Origin of the sequence: Actinoplanes sp. URMC 104, assembly GCF_051386375.1 — a bacterium.
Lineage (GTDB): Bacteria > Actinomycetota > Actinomycetes > Mycobacteriales > Micromonosporaceae > Actinoplanes.
The window spans coordinates 211,914-228,973 of record NZ_JBPQTO010000004.1; the positions used below are offsets into that span (position 1 = coordinate 211,914).

General features: G+C 72.3%; 16 protein-coding genes. 8 read left to right on the forward strand and 8 right to left on the reverse strand.

Annotation, left to right across the window (positions count from 1 at the left end; translation table 11 throughout):
- Positions 1 to 67: 67 nt before the first annotated feature.
- Complete coding sequence (locus ACSNN8_RS14745; protein WP_436649748.1) at positions 68 to 862, forward strand: IclR family transcriptional regulator; 795 nt, start codon at positions 68 to 70, stop codon at positions 860 to 862.
- A gap of 89 nt (positions 863 to 951) precedes the next feature.
- Entirely contained in the window at positions 952 to 1,665 is a 714-nt protein-coding gene (locus tag ACSNN8_RS14750; protein ID WP_436649749.1) for an anti-sigma factor family protein, read from the forward strand.
- Between the two features lie 15 nt (positions 1,666 to 1,680).
- Here ACSNN8_RS14750 and rarD read toward each other — a convergent pair whose 3' ends face one another.
- From rarD to eccE, 4 genes are all read right to left on the reverse strand, one after another.
- A complete protein-coding gene (rarD, locus tag ACSNN8_RS14755) occupies positions 1,681 to 2,628 on the reverse strand; it encodes an EamA family transporter RarD (RefSeq protein WP_436649750.1) in 948 nt (315 codons plus the stop codon).
- Between the two features lie 52 nt (positions 2,629 to 2,680).
- Positions 2,681 to 3,115 (reverse strand): GNAT family N-acetyltransferase, encoded by a 435-nt coding sequence (locus ACSNN8_RS14760; RefSeq protein WP_436649751.1) that lies wholly within the window; start codon positions 3,113 to 3,115, stop codon positions 2,681 to 2,683.
- Positions 3,116 to 3,185: 70 nt separating this feature from the next.
- Entirely contained in the window at positions 3,186 to 3,566 is a 381-nt protein-coding gene (locus ACSNN8_RS14765) for a phage holin family protein (RefSeq protein ID WP_436649752.1), read from the reverse strand.
- Positions 3,567 to 3,726: 160 nt separating this feature from the next.
- Positions 3,727 to 5,481: a type VII secretion protein EccE gene (gene eccE / locus ACSNN8_RS14770; RefSeq protein ID WP_436649753.1), complete on the reverse strand. Its 1,755-nt coding sequence runs from the start codon at positions 5,479 to 5,481 to the stop codon at positions 3,727 to 3,729.
- Between the two features lie 414 nt (positions 5,482 to 5,895).
- On the opposite strand from eccE, the gene ACSNN8_RS14775 reads away from it, so the two are divergent.
- From ACSNN8_RS14775 to ACSNN8_RS14790, 4 genes are all read left to right on the forward strand, one after another.
- Entirely contained in the window at positions 5,896 to 6,204 is a 309-nt protein-coding gene (locus ACSNN8_RS14775; protein ID WP_436649754.1) for a WXG100 family type VII secretion target, read from the forward strand.
- A gap of 16 nt (positions 6,205 to 6,220) precedes the next feature.
- Entirely contained in the window at positions 6,221 to 6,517 is a 297-nt protein-coding gene (locus ACSNN8_RS14780) for a WXG100 family type VII secretion target (protein WP_436649755.1), read from the forward strand.
- 319 nt (positions 6,518 to 6,836) lie between these two features.
- Positions 6,837 to 10,091: an SseB family protein gene (locus tag ACSNN8_RS14785; protein ID WP_436649756.1), complete on the forward strand. Its 3,255-nt coding sequence runs from the start codon at positions 6,837 to 6,839 to the stop codon at positions 10,089 to 10,091.
- Entirely contained in the window at positions 10,088 to 10,453 is a 366-nt protein-coding gene (locus ACSNN8_RS14790; RefSeq protein ID WP_436649757.1) for a hypothetical protein, read from the forward strand. Before ACSNN8_RS14785 ends, ACSNN8_RS14790 begins: the two co-directional genes overlap by 4 nt.
- Here the strand turns inward: ACSNN8_RS14790 and ACSNN8_RS14795 are convergent.
- The 3 genes from ACSNN8_RS14795 to acs form a co-directional block, all read right to left on the reverse strand.
- Positions 10,450 to 11,373, reverse strand: a complete 924-nt coding sequence (locus ACSNN8_RS14795; protein WP_436649758.1) for an alpha/beta fold hydrolase — start codon at positions 11,371 to 11,373, stop codon at positions 10,450 to 10,452. The two genes, ACSNN8_RS14790 and ACSNN8_RS14795, sit on opposite strands and share 4 nt — an antisense overlap.
- An 85-nt stretch (positions 11,374 to 11,458) precedes the next feature.
- The gene (locus ACSNN8_RS14800) at positions 11,459 to 11,956 is read right to left on the reverse strand and encodes a hypothetical protein (protein WP_436649759.1); all 498 of its coding nucleotides are present in this window, start codon (positions 11,954 to 11,956) and stop codon (positions 11,459 to 11,461) included.
- A 102-nt stretch (positions 11,957 to 12,058) separates the two neighbouring features.
- Entirely contained in the window at positions 12,059 to 14,044 is a 1,986-nt protein-coding gene (gene acs / locus ACSNN8_RS14805; RefSeq protein WP_436649760.1) for an acetate--CoA ligase, read from the reverse strand.
- A 213-nt stretch (positions 14,045 to 14,257) separates the two neighbouring features.
- Here acs and ACSNN8_RS14810 point away from each other — a divergent pair, with 213 nt between their 5' ends.
- Positions 14,258 to 14,989 (forward strand): oxidoreductase, encoded by a 732-nt coding sequence (locus ACSNN8_RS14810; RefSeq protein ID WP_436649761.1) that lies wholly within the window; start codon positions 14,258 to 14,260, stop codon positions 14,987 to 14,989.
- Positions 14,990 to 15,057: 68 nt separating this feature from the next.
- Positions 15,058 to 15,531, forward strand: a complete 474-nt coding sequence (locus ACSNN8_RS14815) for a PH domain-containing protein (RefSeq protein WP_436649762.1) — start codon at positions 15,058 to 15,060, stop codon at positions 15,529 to 15,531.
- 387 nt (positions 15,532 to 15,918) lie between these two features.
- Here ACSNN8_RS14815 and ACSNN8_RS14820 read toward each other — a convergent pair whose 3' ends face one another.
- Positions 15,919 to 16,722, reverse strand: a complete 804-nt coding sequence (locus tag ACSNN8_RS14820; RefSeq protein WP_436649763.1) for an HAD family hydrolase — start codon at positions 16,720 to 16,722, stop codon at positions 15,919 to 15,921.
- Positions 16,723 to 17,060: the final 338 nt, after the last annotated feature.

Genomic DNA, 17,060 nt, shown 5'->3' on the forward strand with positions numbered 1-17,060 from the left:
TCCCATTTGGCATTCCCTCGGGGGAAGATTATTCATATGGTGTAAGTCCCTGGCGTCGGAGGTAGCTGTGCGCGACCCCCTGGCGGAGCCGTCAGACCTGATCCGGAGCGTGTCACGCGCTTTGCGTGTGCTCGAGTCGGTCGGCCGGGCTCCGCGCGGACTCACCGTGAAGCAGATAGCGCGACGGTGCGAGCTGACCGTCGCGACGACGTATCACCTTGTGCGCACCCTGGCCTACGAGGGCTACGTGATCCGCCGCGAGGACGGCACGTACATCGTGGGTCTCGAGATCGCGGACCGGTATCGGGAGCTCGTGTCGGCGTTCCGCGGACCGCCGGCCGTCGGCGAGGCGCTGCGGCGTGCCGCGCTCGACAGCGGATACAGCCACTACCTGGGTCGTTTCGTCGGCGGCCGGATAGCGGTGACCGCCTCGGCCGAGGGCGCCCGCTCGCCGTTTCTCGACGACATGACGCCCGGCTTCGACGAGGGCGGTCATGCCACGGCGCTGGGCAAGGCGCTGCTGGCCACGCTCACGCCGGATCAGCGGGCGCGCTATCTGCGCGACTACGGCATGCGCGGGTTCACGCCAGCGACGCTGACCACGCCGGAGGCGCTGGAGGCCGACCTCGCGGCGGGGGAGCGGCGCGGCATGCAGCTCGAGATGGGCCAGTTCCGGCAGGGGCTGGCGTGCGCGTCGGTGCTGGTCATCGCCGACCGCGACATCGAACGCCGGCTCGTTCTGGCGTGCGCGCTGCCGGCCGCCGAGATGCTCACCTCGGCGCGCGTGGTGCGGGCCAAGCTGACCGCGGCCGCCCGCAGCGTGGCCGAGGCGCTGTCGGCGGGAGAGTCCGCCACGGCCTGACGTGCGGAGCTAAGACTCCGTTGAACCTCTCGTCATTCTCCCTCGTAAGACAGGGTGCCAGCGGGGATTCGGCGGAGGGTGGTGACGGGGTGCACTGCGAGCACGAGCACGACGACGGAGCCTATGTGCTGGGCGCCCTGTCGCCGGCGGAGCGCGCCGCCTACGAGAGCCACCTGGCGACGTGCTCGTTCTGCCGCGAGGCGGTGGCCGACATCTCGGCTCTGCCCGACGTGCTGTCCCGGCTCGATGCCAAGGAGTTCGCCAAGCTCCTCGACCCCACGTTGACCAGCGGTGCGGGCCATCCCGGCGCCTCGCTGCGCGACTGGGCGACCAGCGAGTGGGCCACGCTGCAGCCCGATGCCAAACGGCGCAAAAAGGCTTCCCGCGTACGGATGGTGAGCACCGCAGCCGCGGGTCTGCTCGTGGCCCTGATCGCGGCCGGGGTGATCGCCTGGACCCACGACAGCGCCGCGCCGGCGTCCCCGCCCGCCGGTCCCGCCATCGCGATGACCGCGGTGGAGGCCTCGTCTCCGGTCTCCGCCTCCGTGCACCTGACGAGCACGGGCGGCGGCACCAAGATCGACCTGCTGTGCTCCTACAGCAGCGCGGCGGCGCGCCCCTACACGTTCCGTCTCATCGCGTACGGTCCCGACGAGCAGAAGGAGCAGCTCGGCTCGTGGCAGGCGTCGCCCGGCGCGGAGTTCGCGATGCCCGGTGTCACCCACTTCGGCCGCGGCAGCCTGTCCCGGCTCGAACTGGTGCAGTACGACGGCAAGGTGCTGCTCGCCTACGACGTCCCCTGACCTTCTGATTCCGGGTCAGCGGGGTGGCAGGGTGGTGGCCGGCTCGACGGTGGCGGCTGTCGGGCCGGCCGCCGTCTCTCCCGCCACGACGCGGGGACGGCGGCGCAACGCGTCGACGGTGAAGACGATCAGCGCCACCCACACCAGGGCGAAACCGGCGAGACGGGCCGGCGGCATCGGCTCGTGATAGATCAGCAGCCCGACGGCGAGCTGCAGGATCGGCGCGACGTACTGCAGGATGCCGATCCCGACCATCGGCACCCGGTTGGCCGCGCTCGCGAAGAGCAGCAGCGGCAGCGCGGTCGCCAGACCCGAAGAGATCATCAGTACGGTGTGGGTCGCCGAGACGTGCCCGAAGTGCGCGTCACCGGCGGCGGTCAGCCAGGCGACGTACGCCAGCGCGGGCAGCGCCAGCACCGACGACTCCACGAACAGGCCCTCGGCGGGCGGCAGCGACATCCGCTTCTTCACCAGGCTGTAGGTGCCGAAGCTGGCCGCGAGGATCAACGCGATGTACGGCAGGTGGCCGTAGTCGATGGTCAGCACGACCACGGCGACGGCCCCGACGCCGACGGCCACCCACTGCAGCACGCGCAGCCGTTCGCGCTGCACGGTCACGCCGAGCAGCACCAGGACGAGCGGCGTGATGAAGTAGCCCAGCGCCGTCTCGACCACGCGGGACGAGTTGACCCCGTAGATGTACGTGCCCCAGTTCACCGCGATCAGCAGCGCCGCCAGCGAGATGCCGGCCAGCAGCTTGGGGCTGCGCGCCAGGCGCTTGAGGAAGCTCCAGTTGCGCACCACCGCGAGCAGCAGGCTGACGAACACCACCGACCAGATCACCCGGTGGGCGAGGATCTCCAGCGGCGACGAGGGCTGCAGGTGCTTGAAGTAGATCGGGAAGAAACCCCACATCACGTACGCCGCGAGGCCGTACAGATATCCGCGCCGTTCGTCGCTCATTGCTCCACCGTAAGGCCAGAAGCGCTGATCGCTCCTTGCCGTATGGCTGACCTCACGGGGTGCGGAGGTGACATTCCATCCAGCGGCCGGGCTGGACCTCCGTGAAACCGTGCCGCGCGTAGATCGCCTGCGCGTCGCGCGTGACCAGCAGGAAGCGCTTGAGGCCGCGGGCGGCGTAGTGGTCGCGCAGCGTGCCGACGAGCCAGCCGGCCAGCCCGCGGGCGCGGTGTGCCGGCTCGACGTAGACGTCGCACAGGTACGCGAAGACGGCGCCGTCCGTGACGACCCGGGCGATCGCCACCTGAGCGCCGTCGCGCCCGTAGATGCCGAACACCTCGGAGCCGTCGAGGGCGGCCCGCATCTGCTCGAGCGGCCGCTCCATGGCCCAGTAGGCGTCGGTGGAGAGCCACCGGTGCACCCGGGGGACGTCGATGCGCTCGCGTTCGGAGCTCAGCTCGTATCCGTCGTCGCGTAGTTCGTGCAGCACGCACCGAGTCAAGCCGTGGCGGCCCCGAATCGCCAGCCCATTTCGATCATGTCGTGGGCGGCGGCGCCGGTCAGTCGTCGCCGTCCGGGACCAGCATGTTGAGCAGCCAGCTCACGACGCCGACGAGCAGGGCGCCCAGGACGGCGCTCGGCCAGAAGTCGTCGACGTGGAACGGCAGGTCGAACCGGCCCGCGATCCAGCTGGTCAGCAGGAACAGCGCGCCGTTCACGACCAGCGCGATCAGCCCGAGCGTGAGCACGTAGAGCCCGCAGCCGACGACCTTGATGATCGGCCGCAGCACCGCGTTGATCACGCCGAAGATCACGGCGACGATCAGCAGCGTGATGATCTGCTCCGACACGACGTCGGTGGTCAGCTCGATCCCGTCGATCAGCACGGTGGCCAGCCACAGCGAGAAAGCCGTGATCAGAAGCCGGATGATGAGACCCATGGCCCCGAATGGTGCCACGATCACGCCACTCCCGGCCGCGACACCCCGATCTTGCAGCCAATCGACCGACATCACGAGCCAGCCGAAGCCCGTGGCCTGCCACGAGCGGTCGGGTCAGCCCGGCCGATGTCGCGAGGTAACCGAACCCCGTGGCCGGGCGTCAGCGGCCGGGTGGTCCGGTCAGCTGGGTCTCGATGGGGGTGTGGGCCAGCGCCGCCCAGCGGACCGCCCGCCGGTTGACCACGCCGACCATGTCGGGGCGGATCCGCGTCATCCACTGGGCGACCTCTCCCAGCCCCAGCGCGCCGCCGATCAGGCTCGCCTCCTCCGGCCGCAGCGGCTGCAGGATCAGCAGGTCGGCGCGCGACGCCACGTCGACGTCGGCGGCCGAGAACTCGTCGCGGACCACGAGCGTGGCCTGCCAGCCGTCGCCCGGACGGTTGTCGGCGCCCACCGGACCGATGTCCACGACGACCAGCAGCGGGTGCAGGGCGGACCCGGCGGCGATCCCGATCGGGCGGCCGGGCGGCACCACGGCGATCGACTCGCCGGGCACGGCCGCGCCGCGGACGAACGGCTCCCACGCCCTCGGCCGCGCGGTCTGCACCACCACCCGCGCCCCCAGGGCCATCGCCCGCAGGGCGACGAGCTGCGCGCAGCGCACGCCGCCCACCAGCAGCACCCGCGTCTGCTCGGGACGGAACAGGCGGATCACCACCGGGCTGCCGTGCCGGTTGCGCCCCAGCATGAGTCCCGACGTGCCGACCGGCAGGTGCAAGCCCTCGAGCTGCTCGGCCGGCTGCACCCCGTCGTCGGGGAGGCCGGGCACGGCGCGCGGCCTGCCGCCCAGCGGGAGCGTCGCGAACAGGCCCTCGAGCTGCTCGCCGTCGAGCCGCTGGGCGCCCGCGTGCTCACCCGACAGCAGCTTGCGCAGCGCCTGGGCGGCCACGCCCAGCGAGCCCGGGTCGGGGGCGGCCAGGCGCACCGTCAGGTCGAGCGGCGTGGGGCCGTGCGCCGCCTGCGGGCCGGCGGTCAGCGACACGGTGGTGGCGGCGGCCGGCAGCGCGAGCAGGCGGGAGACGAGGCGCCGCGACGTCTCGACGCTCGGATCGGGCCAGCGCCGCAGCCGGAAGGTCGACTGCGCGAGACCGCCGACGCGCAGCCCGGGCCACGTCTCCTGGGCCGAGCCGGCGCCGTCGTCGTGCGCGAGCTCGGCGATGACACGCAGCGCGGCCGCCTCGCCCAGCGGCCGGGCCGGCACCGCGGAGAGCCGGCGCACCAGCTTGCGCACCAGCCCGGACAGCGACCTGCGCAGCTCCTCCTCGGACCAGCCCTCGGACCGCAGCACCCGTACGGCCAGCACTGCCCGGCTGTGCCCGAGCAGGCGCCCCTCGGTGAGCTGACGGTAGGAGTTCGCCGGAGTGCCCGCACCAGCCCGCACCGCGGGCGCCGGCGCCCCGGTCAGCACCAGTTGGATCAGCACCGGGGGCAGCTCGGCCTCGGCGGAGGGCAGCAGCGACGCCGGCGAGGGCAGCGCCGGCGCGTCCTCGGCGAGCAGGCCGGCGGGATCGCCCAGCTCGAGAACCGCGGTGAGGCCGTGACCGTCGACGACCACCGCGGCCGGATCGCCCGCGAGGTCGGTCTGCTCGACGCGCGCGCCGGGCGCGACGAACTGCAGCAATGCCGCCGGACCGGCGTCGACCGGAGCGGAGTGGCGACGCCCGCCGAAGCGCAGGCCGACGCCCAGCCACTCGAAGGCCCAGCGACCCCGCAGCCGCAGCCAGGTCAGGGCGAGCACCGCCAGGGCCAGGACGCCGCCCGCGACCAAGCCGATCGGCCCGTTGAGCGCGCCCAGCGCGACCGCGACGGCGGCGACCTGGGTGGCGACGAGCTGACCCGCCCGGATGCCGAACAACCGTCCACGCCGGAGCGGGCGGGCGCTCGCTCCGGGCTGCACGGTACCGGAGAGATCACGGTGGTCCCGGTCGCCTGCCACACCAACCGTCACGTCACACCGCCTTCCGCATCCGTCGTCGTGCGGGCCCATCGTAGGGGCTGCGGCCCACCGCCGGAGCGGGCTGTGGACAGCCGAAGTTATCCACAGCTTCCGATTCCGGGCTACCGCGTCTTGACGGCTTTCGCTACGGTCGGCGACGTCATGGAAAGTGATCGGCCGCTCACGGCCCGCCCCTCAAGGCTTGTGGTCAGGGGTTAGCCTGGTGGCCAACGTCGATATGTCGAGGACGGGTGATCACCGTCCGTCCACAACGGATCAAGACATGGTCGGCGACCCGAACGAGAAAGCGGGGTGACTTCCGGGGTGGCCGGAATGAAAGCTCAAGCACAGGACATGGCGAACACCGCCGTCAAGTTCGACGACGCCAACCAGGAACTGCAGACGATGCTGAGCACGCTCATGACGGAGCTCTCCTCGCTCAGCAGCACGTGGAAGGGCCTGGGCGCCGCGGCGTTCGAGCAGGTCAAGCTTCAGTACGAGGCCGACCTCAAGACCCTCAACGCGGCCCTGGCGCAGACCGCCGAGTCGCTCAAGCAGTCCGGAGTGGGCTACGACGCGACCGACACCGAGGCGGCCAGCCGGGTGACCAGCACCGGCGGCAACTTCTCGCTGCCGCTGTAGAGGACGGAGACCAGACATGCCCAACGACGGAATGCTTCTCGTCAACTTCGGCTCCCTGCAGCAGGCCGGCGCCGACATCCAGAAAGCAGTCAGCACGCTGCAGACGAAGCTCGACGAGATCGAGGCCGCCGCGGCTCCGCTGGTCGAGAGCTGGGACGGTGAGGCCAAGGCGGCCTACCACCAGCGGCAGGCCACGTGGCGCGCGGCCGCCAACGACCTCACGACCATCCTGCAGAACATCAAGGGCGCCGTCGACCGCTCGGCGGAGGACTACATCAGCACCGAGAAGCAGGCCACCCAGCGCTTCCAGTGAGCCTCGGCAAACGGCCGGACCAGTCGACGACTGGCCGGCCGTTGTGCTGTTCGGAGTTGAATGTCCGCTTGGTCCGTTGTTGCGTAGCTTAGTGTCGCCCGAACGCGTACTAGGCGAATCGGCCGATACCGCTACGATCGGTGGTTGATCGATCGCGTCAAGCGACCGAAACGGCACTTCGGGAAGCTTCCGGACGCGCGGCGGGCGCGCCGTACAGCCGACTTGGTCGTCTGCCTACCGCCGCCCATTGTCATCGCGGCCTGACCTTGTAGGTTGTACGCGTTGAGAAGGCCTCGTCGCGCGGTGGGGAGAGGTGGACGTGTCCGAGTGGGAGCCGGCTACGGACGCCGAGGTCGCCATGCGCGATGCGCTGCGCACCGACGACCAGGAGTCGTACTTCCGTATTCTCTCCGGCGTCGACCTGCTCCTGCCCGTCTCGGCCGACGCCCTGGCGGGCCTCGCGCCGCTGGGCTGGGGCACCTGGAGCACCGGCGGCCGCACCCACGTGCTGGCCTTCACGTCGACGGCCGCGTTGCAGGCCTGTCTCGCCGACTACACCGGTTCCGCGCGCCGGGTTCCCTATGCCGAGCTCGCCAACACGTGGCCCAACCTCGAGTGGTGGCTGGCGGTCAACCCCGGCCTGCCGATCGAGGGCTATCTGCCGGCGTGGTTCGTGGCGCAGCTGTCCCGCGGCGACCTGAGGCTGCCGACCCGCGGGCCGGGGCGCGCCGAGTCCCGGACGGGCAACAGCAAGGTCACGGATCTGCAGGCTGCGGCGATGGCGGCCAACGCGGCCGCCGCGGGCCAGGAGGAAGCGGCTCGCCCCGGCGGACCCACCCATGAGGGTGCGCCGCTCACCTCGGCCACGGGCTCCTACCCGCAATATCCGGCCGCCGCGCAGAGCAGGCAGCTGCCGGGAGCGCCCGCCGCCTACGGTCAGGCCGCCGCCAACACGTACGGCGGAGCCTACGCCCAGCCCGCCGGTCAGCCTCCGGCCAGCGAGCTGCCCGCCCGCACGCCCGACCAGCCTCCCGGCGGTGGTCTGCCGACCCGTACGCCGTCCGTCGCCGCTCCCGCAGGTCTGCCGACGCGTACGCCCTCCGCCGCGCCGGACCAGCCCCCGGCCGGCGGCCTGCCGACGCGTACGCCGGCTGACCAGCCGCCCGCCGGCGGTCTGCCGACCCGTACGACGTCGCCGGCCCCGAGCCCAGCTCCGGCCGGCGGTCTGCCGACTCGCACGACGTCGCCTGCCCCGAGTCCGGCGCCGGCGGGTGGCCTGCCGACCCGCACGCCGGGTCAGCCACCGGCGAACGGCCTGCCGACCCGCACGCCGCCCGCATTCGGCCAGCCCGCGGCCGCCGCGCCGGCTAGCGCTCCGCCCGCTGCCAACCGCCCGGCGAGCGCCCCGCCTTCCCCGGTGAGCGCGCCTCCTCCTTACGGTCGCCCGGCAAGCGCGCCCCCCGCGTACGGCCAGCCCACCAGCCCGGCCGCGGCAGGCCACGCCCCCGCACGTCCCGGCTTCGCCCCGGCCGCGCCCGAGGCGCCCGGCCCCAAGCCCGAGCAGGTCGGCCCCGGCGGCCTCCCGGTCCGCACACCCGGCACCGTGCTGCCGAGCGGCCTGCCCGCCCGTGGTCCCGCCTCCGCCCCGGCGCCGCCGATCTCGGCGCCTCCGGCGCCCCCGCTCGCAGTGCCGACCGCCTACCAGCCGCCGCCCGTGCCCCCGGCGTCCATCCAGCCCCCGGTCTCCGCTCCCACCCCGGACTCACGCGGCCCGGTGCAGGATCCGCGCGGCCCGGGGCTGGACGAGCGACGCCCGGCGCAGGACCAGCGCGGCCCGGTGCAAGATCCGCGCGGAGCGCTGCAGGACCCGAGCGGCCCGCTGCCGGTCCGCACCCCCATGGCGCAGACGCCGCCGGTGCCCGACCACATCGCCCCGCACGACCCGGAGGAGACGCCGTTCAACCCGAGCTGGTCGCCCCCGTCGGGCGCCCTCGGTGATCTCCCGCGCCGCCGCCCGTCCGACGCCCAGCAGCCGTCCGGGTTCGCCGCGCCCCCGACCGGCGACCGCCAGCCCGGCGGCTTCCCGCAGGGCCCGGCCTCCCCGCAGGCCGCTCAGCGCACCGCCCCGCCTGTCATGCCCCCGATCTCCGCCCCGCCCGCCCCGCCCGCTCCGCCCGCCGCACCGATCCCGCAGACCCCACCCGCGGCGACCTCGCAGGCCCCCGCGGCGGCTCCGCAGGTCCCCGCGGCGGCTCCGCAAGCCCCCGCGGCGGCCCCGCAGCCCCCGGTGGCGGCGACCTCACCGGCGCCGGCGGCGGCGACCTCACCGGCGCCGGCGGCGACTCCACAGACCCCGCCGACCACGGCCCCGCAGCCGGTCACGCCCGCCGAGCCCGGCCGCGGCTTCGGCACGCCGCTGCCCCGGCGCCAGGCGACCCAGGCGTCGGACCGCCCCGGCCTCACGTCGTTCCCCGCCTTCCAGACCAGGGCCGAGACCGCGCCCCAGCCGATGTCCCCGCCGGTCATCCCCGGCTCGCCCGGCAGCGACCGCCCGGCCCGCCTCGGCGCCCAGCCGCCGCTGGAGCAGCGCACCCCCGCTCCGCCCCCGCAGCCCGAGGTGGCGTTCGTTCCCGCCAACGACGTCGAGCAGGATCTCTTCGAGGCCGCGAGCAGGCACAACACCGACGCGTTCCTGTCCACGCTGCTGCTGGCCACGGTGCTCGTGCCGGTCGCGAACCACTCGCGGCCGGGCAGCGCTCCCGGCGAGTCCGGGTTCGCGTTCCGCACCGAGCAGATGGACGGCGAGACGTTCCTGATCGTCTTCACGAGCCGGGACCGCCTCTCCGACCACTTCTCCGAGCCGACCCGCACGGTGAACGTCCGCTTCATCGAGCTCATCCGCAACTGGCCGGACCCCGGCTGGTCGTTCGCGGTCAACCCGACCGGCCCGATCGGCGCGAAGTACCCCGGCCCGCAGGTCATCGCGCTGGCCAACTGGGCCGCCGAGTCGGGTCTGGGCACCGATCCGGACGGCCTGCTCGACGAGGCCGCTCCGGTGCCCGCGCCCGAGCCGGCGAGCGACGACGCGCAGCACGCCACGGTCATGCAGAAGACGCTGCCGCCCGAGCAGGTCGACTACTACCTCGAGCGGGGTTACGACCGGGTCGCAGGCTTCGTGCACCGGGCCACCGAGGTGGAACATCTGCGTACGCCGGGGGAGCTCTTCGCCGCCCTCGGGCTGAGCTACGACACCTCGCCGCACCAGCCGGACGCCAAGGAGGCGTACGTCCTGCGCTGGCCGGCGTACCGCCCGAGCCTCTACCGCATCCCCTACGGCGGGCAGAACGAGCAGGCGCTGCGCGCGATGGACGGCTGGGTGATCGAGCGCGCGCCGTTCCGCGGCAACGGGTTCGCGCCCGGTGAGGGCCGCGACGTGATCGCCGAGTTCAAGGTGGACAGCGTACGGCTGCCGCACGGCGCGCAGCTGTGGCGGATCGACGCGGACGGCTCCGAGCGCATGATCGCGATCTTCGACAACGACGGTCCGCTGTGGCGCCGGGTGGGTGAGCAGTGATGCGTGACGGTTACGTGGTCGCCTGGCAGGGCCGGGAGTACGACGCTGCCCCGGACGGTGACAACGTACGGATCTACCGCTCCGATCCGGCCGACGGCTTCACCGAGGTGCGCCCCGGCCGCTACGTGCGGGTGCTGACCCCCGAGGAGTACGACGAGCTCGTCTACGTCCGCACCACGTGCACCTGGCGGGGTGCGGAGTTCATCGTGCTCGCCGAGGCCAACTCGTGGCTGCGGGTCGAGTACGCGGGCGGCCGCGCCCCGGTCGCGCGCCGGCTCGGCCTCGAGGAGTTCGACTTCGGCGTCTACCAGGGCTGGGCCCCGCTGCACGAGGTGTCCGACCTCAGCGAGCAGCGCATCTAGGCGGTCTTCAGCCAGCGCAGCACCTCGCCGGTCACCACGTCGGTGGCCTCCTGGTGCAGGAAGTGACCCGTGTCCGGGATCAGCCGCCACTCGTACGGCGCCAGCACGTAACGCCCCGAGCCCTGCGCGGTCCTCGGCAGGGTGGCGGTGTCGAACTCGCCGTGCAGCTGCAGCGTCGGCGTGACCAGCGGGCGCTGCATCAGCTTGACGAACCGGTATCCCTGCAGGCGCAGGGCACTGCGAAAGACCCAGCGGTACGCCTCGAGCGCGCAGAACGCCGCCTGCGGGATCTGCATGGCCTCCCGGCAGCGCGCCACGTAGTCGTCGAACTCCGGCGTGCCGTTCCACTGCGGACCGGCCCAGCGGGTCATCAGCTCGCCCACCATGGCGGCGTTGTCGCGGGTGAGCACGTGTTCGTACCGCGGCACCTGGAAGCGCAGAGCCGAGGAGGACGCGGCGAACTGGCCGCGCGGATCGGCGAACAGCGCCGCCCGTAGCCGCAGCGGATGGGCCGCGCCGAGCACCACCAGCCGGTTGACCAGCTTCGGGTGGAACGCGGCCGCCGCCCACCCGATCATGCCGCCCGCGCCGGCCCCGACGACCGTGGCGTTGCGCTCGCCGAGCGCCCGGATCAGCCCGGTGATGTCGGCCGCCATCGTGTAGCCGTCGTAGCCGCGCGGCGGCTTGTCGCTCGCCCCGTAGCCGCGCAGGTCGATGGCGACGGCCCGGAAGCCCGCGTCGGCGATGCGCGGCAGCATGTCGTGCCACGCCCACCAGAACTCGGGGAAGCCGTGCAGGAACAGCACCAGCGGGCCGGTGCCGGCCTCCACGACGTGGAAGCGGCTGCCGTTGGCGCCGACGAAGCGATGGGTCCACGGCCCGTCGACCAGCACGCACGACTCATCCACCCGACCGCCCATGGGCTCCAGGGTAGGCGTTGCCGTCGAGAGGTTTCCTGTGACGGCCCTGCGCCGGCGGTCTTGACAGGCCCGCGGCGGTGCTCTCTCAGCCCTCGGCGATCAGCAGCCGGCCGAGCGTGGCAGCCTTGCCGGAGCCGCAGTCGACCGGTGTCTTGCCGGGGGTGAGCCGCGCCCGGACCTTGTCGCCCTTGCTCAGCGGCACCTGCTTGGCGGAGTACACCGACCAGGTCTCGCCGTCGGCGCTCCGGAACGTCCAGCACTTGCCGGAGCCGCCGGTCACGGTCGCGGTGATCCAACCGCGGTTCGCCGGGTCGGGGTTGGGAAGGACATGGCCGGCGGGGCGGCTCGGCGGCGTCTCGGCTGTTCCTGCCTCGCCGGGCTGGGCCGCGGCGCTGCCCGCGCTGCCGGGTTCCGTGGCGTCGGCCGTGGGCTGGGCGCCGGCCGAGGCAGCCGCGGCAGCGGACTCGCCGGCCGAGACCGGGACGGCGCCGGACGCCGCGGGATCGTCGTCGGACGAGCAGCCGCCGGCCAGCAGCAGCGCCAGGGACAGCGCTCCCGCCGTCCCCGTGATGGACCTCAGCATGACCAAGCACCCCCGTGACCGAACTCGCGGCGCAAAGCGTAGCGGTTTCACGTCCGTCGCGGGGGCGGCGCCCGGGCAGGCCGGGCGCCGCGTGCGGCGGGGTCAGTCCTCGGACTTGCCGGTCTTCATGCCGGACGAGATGAGGTCCATCACCGCGGAGTCCTGCAGCGTGGTGACGTCGCCCAGCGAGCGGTGCTCGGCCACGTCCTTGAGCAGCCGCCGCATGATCTTGCCGGAGCGGGTCTTCGGCAGTTCGGGGACGAGCATGATCTGGCGCGGCTTCGCGATCGGGCCGAGCGTCTTTGCCACGTGGTTGCGCAGCTCGACGTTGAGCTGCTCGCCCGCGTCGCCCTCGGTGTCGACGTTGCCGCGCGGGATCACGAACGCCACGATCGCCTGGCCGGTCGTCGGGTCGGTCGCGCCGACCACCGCGGCCTCGGCCACCGACGGGTGCGACACCAGCGCCGACTCCACCTCGGTGGTGGAGATGTTGTGGCCCGAGACCAGCATGACGTCGTCGACCCGGCCGAGCAGCCAGAGCGCGCCGTCCTCGTCCTTCTTGGCGCCGTCGCCGGCGAAGTAGATCCACTCGTCACCCGAGCCGGCGCCCGCGCCGAACCGCGACCAGTACGTGTCGAGGAACCGCTTGTCGTCGCCCCAGATCGTACGGAGCATCGACGGCCACGGGTCGCGCAGCACCAGGAAGCCGCCGCCGCCGTTGGGCACCGACTCCGCCTGGTCGTCGACCACGTCGGCCGTGATGCCCGGCAGCGGGGTCATCGCCGAGCCGGGCTTGGTGGCGGTGACGCCGGGCAGCGGCGAGATCATGACGCCGCCCGTCTCGGTCTGCCACCACGTGTCCACAATGGGGCACCGGTCGCGGCCGATGTTCTTGCGGTACCACATCCAGGCCTCGGGGTTGATCGGCTCGCCGACGCTGCCGAGGATGCGCAGCGACGACAGGTCGTAGCCGGCCGGGATGTCGTCGCCCCACTTCATCATCGTGCGGATGAGCGTGGGCGCGGTGTACAGGATGGACACCTTGTACTTGTCGACGATCTGCCAGAAGCGGTCGCGTCCCGGCGTGTCCGGCGTGCCCTCGTACATCACCTGGGTGGCGCCGTTGGAGAGCGGGCCGTAGACGATGTACGAGTGGCCGGTGACCCAGCCGATGTCGGCGGTGCACCAGTACACGTCGGAGTCCGGCTTGAGGTCGAAGACCGCGTGGTGCGTGTAGGAGATCTGGGTCAGGTAGCCGCCGGTGGTGTGCAGGATGCCCTTGGGCTTACCGGTCGTGCCCGAGGTGTAGAGGATGAACAGCGGGTGCTCGGCGTCGAACGGCTGGGCCTTGTGCTCGGGGCTGGCCTGCTCGACGGTCTCGTGCCACCACTTGTCCTTGTCGGTCCACGCGACGTCCTGCCCGGTACGGCGTACGACCAGCACGTTCTCGATGCTCGGCGATTTCGCGACGGCCTCGTCGACGGTGGGCTTGAGCGCCGAGGGCTTGCCCCGCCGGTATCCGCCGTCGGCGGTGATGACCAGCTTGGCGTCGGCGTCCGCGATGCGGGTCGCGAGCGCGTCGACGGAGAAGCCGCCGAAGACGACGCTGTGGGTCGCGCCGATGCGTGCGCAGGCCAGCATGGCCACAGCGGCCTCGGGGATCATCGGCAGGTAGATCGCCACCCGGTCGCCGGCGCCGACGCCCAGGTCGGTGAGCGTGTTGGCGGCCTGGCTGACCATCTTGAGCAGGTCGGCGTAGGTGATGGTGCGGGTGTCGCCGGGCTCGCCCTCCCAGTGGATGGCGACCTTGTCACCGCGGCCCGCCTCGACGTGCCGGTCGATGCAGTTGTACGCGATGTTGAGCTCGCCGCCGACGAACCACTTGGCGAACGGCGGGTTCGACCAGTCGAGGACCTGGTCCCACTTCTTGGCCCAGGTGAGCCGGTCGGCCTGCGCGGCCCAGAAGGCGAGACGGTCGGCGGCCGCCTCCTCGTAGGCGCCGGCCTGCACGTTGGCGGCCGCGGCCAGCGCTTCGGGCGGCGGGAACTGCCGGCTCTCCGACGACAGGTTCGCCAATGTCTCGCTCATGAGGGCGGCTCCTCTTCACTGCTGACCCGGGCTTCTTCGTTGCACACTAGTTGCGCCGATGGATACCGGCGAGACCTGTGGATAACAGCGCGCCGGATGGTGCGATGGCCGCGCTGGATGACCACCACGTGCTTGGTCATGCGCGAATCTTGCCAGTTGTGAGCCTGTTTGCGCACCCCATGTTTCGCCCGGTTTTCCGGCTACGGTGTTCGGGTGGATCCCCTGGCCCCGCTTCTCGACCTCGCCGACGTCGCTCCCGCCCTGACCGAGGCCCGCGAGCGGGTGGACGCCGCGATGCGCCACCGCGCGCTGCGCCGGCACGGCGGACGGGTCGCCGCCGAGGCGAGTCTGCGCGCGGCCGTGGCGAGTGCCGCGCTCGAGGGCAGTGCTCACGACCTCGACGAGGTACGGGCGGGAACTGTCACCGGCCCGGTCGTGCAGGGCTCGCTGCGGGTCGCCGAGGGCGTGGGAGCGCTCGTCGACCTGTGGCCCCGCGCGCCCCGCCAGGCGCTCGCCAAGCTGCACGTGCTCGCCGCCCGGGGCGTCGTCCCGCCGTCCGACCTGGGCCGGCTCACTGGAGGCGCGGAACGCGTGGACATGCTCGCCGGTCTCGTCGCGGGCAACGACCGTACGCCTCCGCTGCTGCTCGCCGCGATCGTGCACGCCGAGCTGCTCACGCTGCGCCCGTTCGCCGGTCCGGCCGGCGTGGTCGCCCGCGCCGCCGCCCGGCTCACGCTGATCAACCGCGGGTTCGACCCGCGCGGCCTGGTCGCCGTGGAGGTCGGGCACCAGGCACGCGAGCCGGAGTACGTCGGCTCGGCGGGCGCCTACGCCACCGGCACCCCCGACGGCGTGCGCTCCTGGCTGCGCCACTACGCTGCCGCAGTGATCGTCGCCGCCGACGAGATCACCGCGATCGGCGACAATGTGCTGGCGACCGTATGACCGGTCATTGAGTTGTGGGTCCGTGCGAACCACCTCACCCCCTGACCAGCGGCTTCTAGACTTTTTCCGTGGAGACCTGGGAGCGGCCGTACACGCCGGGTGCCGGGCGCTGGCTCGTCATCGGGTGGGAGGCCTTCGCCCTGGCGCTGCTGGCCTGGACCTCGATCGAGACGTTCGAGCTGAACTGGCACGGCGTACGCCTGCTCGCGTGCGCGCTCGCGGTGCTCTGGGTGATCGGCGCGCACCGCATCCTGCAGATGGGGGCGTACGTCGGCCCCGGCGGGCTGCGCATCCACGGGCTGCTGCGGTCGCGCACGATGCGCTGGGACGAGGTCTCCCACGTGCGCCTGCACGAGGCGAGCCAGCGGCTGGGCCCGTGGAACATCCCCAGCGGGCAGACCGTGCTGATCGAGCGGTACGACGGCTCGACGGTCAACACCGAGCTGTGGGCGCAGGGCGTCGACTTCCACGCGCGCCCGAAGCTGTTCCGCGCCGTCTATCACGAGCTGCGCACCCGCCACCTGGCCGCGCGCAGCAGCTGACCGCGCCCGAGACGATTAGAGCCGGCGTCCCGCAATTGGGGCGCCGGCTGCTGCTCGTCCGACCGGGTTATCAAGCGTGCACCTGGGTCGTTGTCGACAGTCCCCAACCTCGCGGCTCCTCAAATGAAGCCCAGGGGGTCGAGGTCCCGTAGCAACGTGCCTGCCGTGGCTGATCGCGCGTGGGTTCCCGGTGGCCGTGCACGAATCTCGTCGCTTCACCGGCCAGGCATCCCGGCCGTTCCGCTTCGATCCTCGCCAGTTCTTTGTACGCCTCGCCGACACATGATCGCCAGGGCTTGGGCCCGGCAAATCTGGCTTTTGGCATTAGTCAGACTAAAGCCATTCGTACTGCTCACTGCGGGCGTACGCCCCGGAGCGCGGCAGCTCTCAGGCAGGAGCCTTGGCGATGCGCCGGTGGCGGGCGTAGATCGCCAGGCCGATCGCGGCGCCCACGCCGACGCTCAGGGCGGCAGCGGCCACCGGTACCGCGGGGCGATCGCGCAGCCGGCGACCCAGCGGGATCGGGTGGCGGAACTCGAGGATGGGCCACTCGTTCTCGACGGCGGCGCGGCGCAGGGCACGGTCGGGGTTGACGGCGCTGGGGTGGCCGACGGACTCGAGCAGGGGCAGGTCGCTGCTCGAGTCGGAGTAGGCGTAGCAGTCGGCCAGCTGGTAGCCGCGCTCGGCGGCCAGCTCGCGGACCCCGATGACCTTGCTCGGGCCGGCCGCGTAGAACTCGACCTCGCCGCTGTAGCGACCGTCGACGATGCCCATGCGCGTGGCGATGATGTCGGTGATGCCCAGCAGCGCGCCGATCGGGCGGACCATCTCGTCGCCCGACGCCGAGACCAGCACGACGTCGCGCCCGGCCGCCTGGTGCTCGGCGATCAGCGAGGCTGCCTCGGCATAGACGTACGGGTTGATGAGCTCCTCGAGCGTCTCGGCGACGATCTGTTGCACCTGCTCGACCCGCCAGCCCTTGCACAGCGCGGCGAGGTAGTCGCGGGTGCGGGCCATGCCCTGCTCGTCGGTGCCGCCCCCGAGCCGGAACATCAGCTGTGCGTAAGCAGACTTGACCATGTCACGCCGGCTGATCAGGCCGTCACGGTAGAACGGCCGTCCAAAGGCCAGCGCGCTGGACTTGGCGATGACGGTCTTGTCGAGGTCGAAAAACGCGGCGCTCAGGCCCACGGGCGGCAAGTGTAGTCGTAAGTCGTTCACAACCGGCGCCCCGCGCCCGAGTTCGCGCGCCGCCTGGTGACGCGCTGTGAAATCGGTCAGACGGCAGCAGATATCGCAGTCGGCGACAATCGGTACTCGACTGTGCTGCGTCGGTGAGGCATGCTTGTCCTGTTGCGACCGCGATTCATGTTGCGTCGGTCGCGCCCGGCACCCTCCGCTGCATCGACTTCAGCTCCATCCACCCCAGCCCTCGGTGGTTGCGCCCCCCGCGATCACCGAGTCGATTCGGCTCGACCCCCCCGGAGCCGAATCCTCGGACGGCCCCCGTCTCCCCCGACGGGGGTCGT

Coding starts and splice junctions, on each gene's coding strand:
- ACSNN8_RS14800 (WP_436649759.1), bottom strand. CDS start 11,956: ATGCTGAGGTCCATCACGGGGACGGCGGGAGCGCTGTCCCTGGCGCTG.
- ACSNN8_RS14795 (WP_436649758.1), bottom strand. CDS start 11,373: ATGGGCGGTCGGGTGGATGAGTCGTGCGTGCTGGTCGACGGGCCGTGG.
- ACSNN8_RS14765 (WP_436649752.1), bottom strand. CDS start 3,566: ATGGGTCTCATCATCCGGCTTCTGATCACGGCTTTCTCGCTGTGGCTG.
- ACSNN8_RS14780 (WP_436649755.1), top strand. CDS start 6,221: ATGCCCAACGACGGAATGCTTCTCGTCAACTTCGGCTCCCTGCAGCAG.
- rarD (WP_436649750.1), bottom strand. CDS start 2,628: ATGAGCGACGAACGGCGCGGATATCTGTACGGCCTCGCGGCGTACGTG.
- ACSNN8_RS14775 (WP_436649754.1), top strand. CDS start 5,896: ATGAAAGCTCAAGCACAGGACATGGCGAACACCGCCGTCAAGTTCGAC.
- acs (WP_436649760.1), bottom strand. CDS start 14,044: ATGAGCGAGACATTGGCGAACCTGTCGTCGGAGAGCCGGCAGTTCCCG.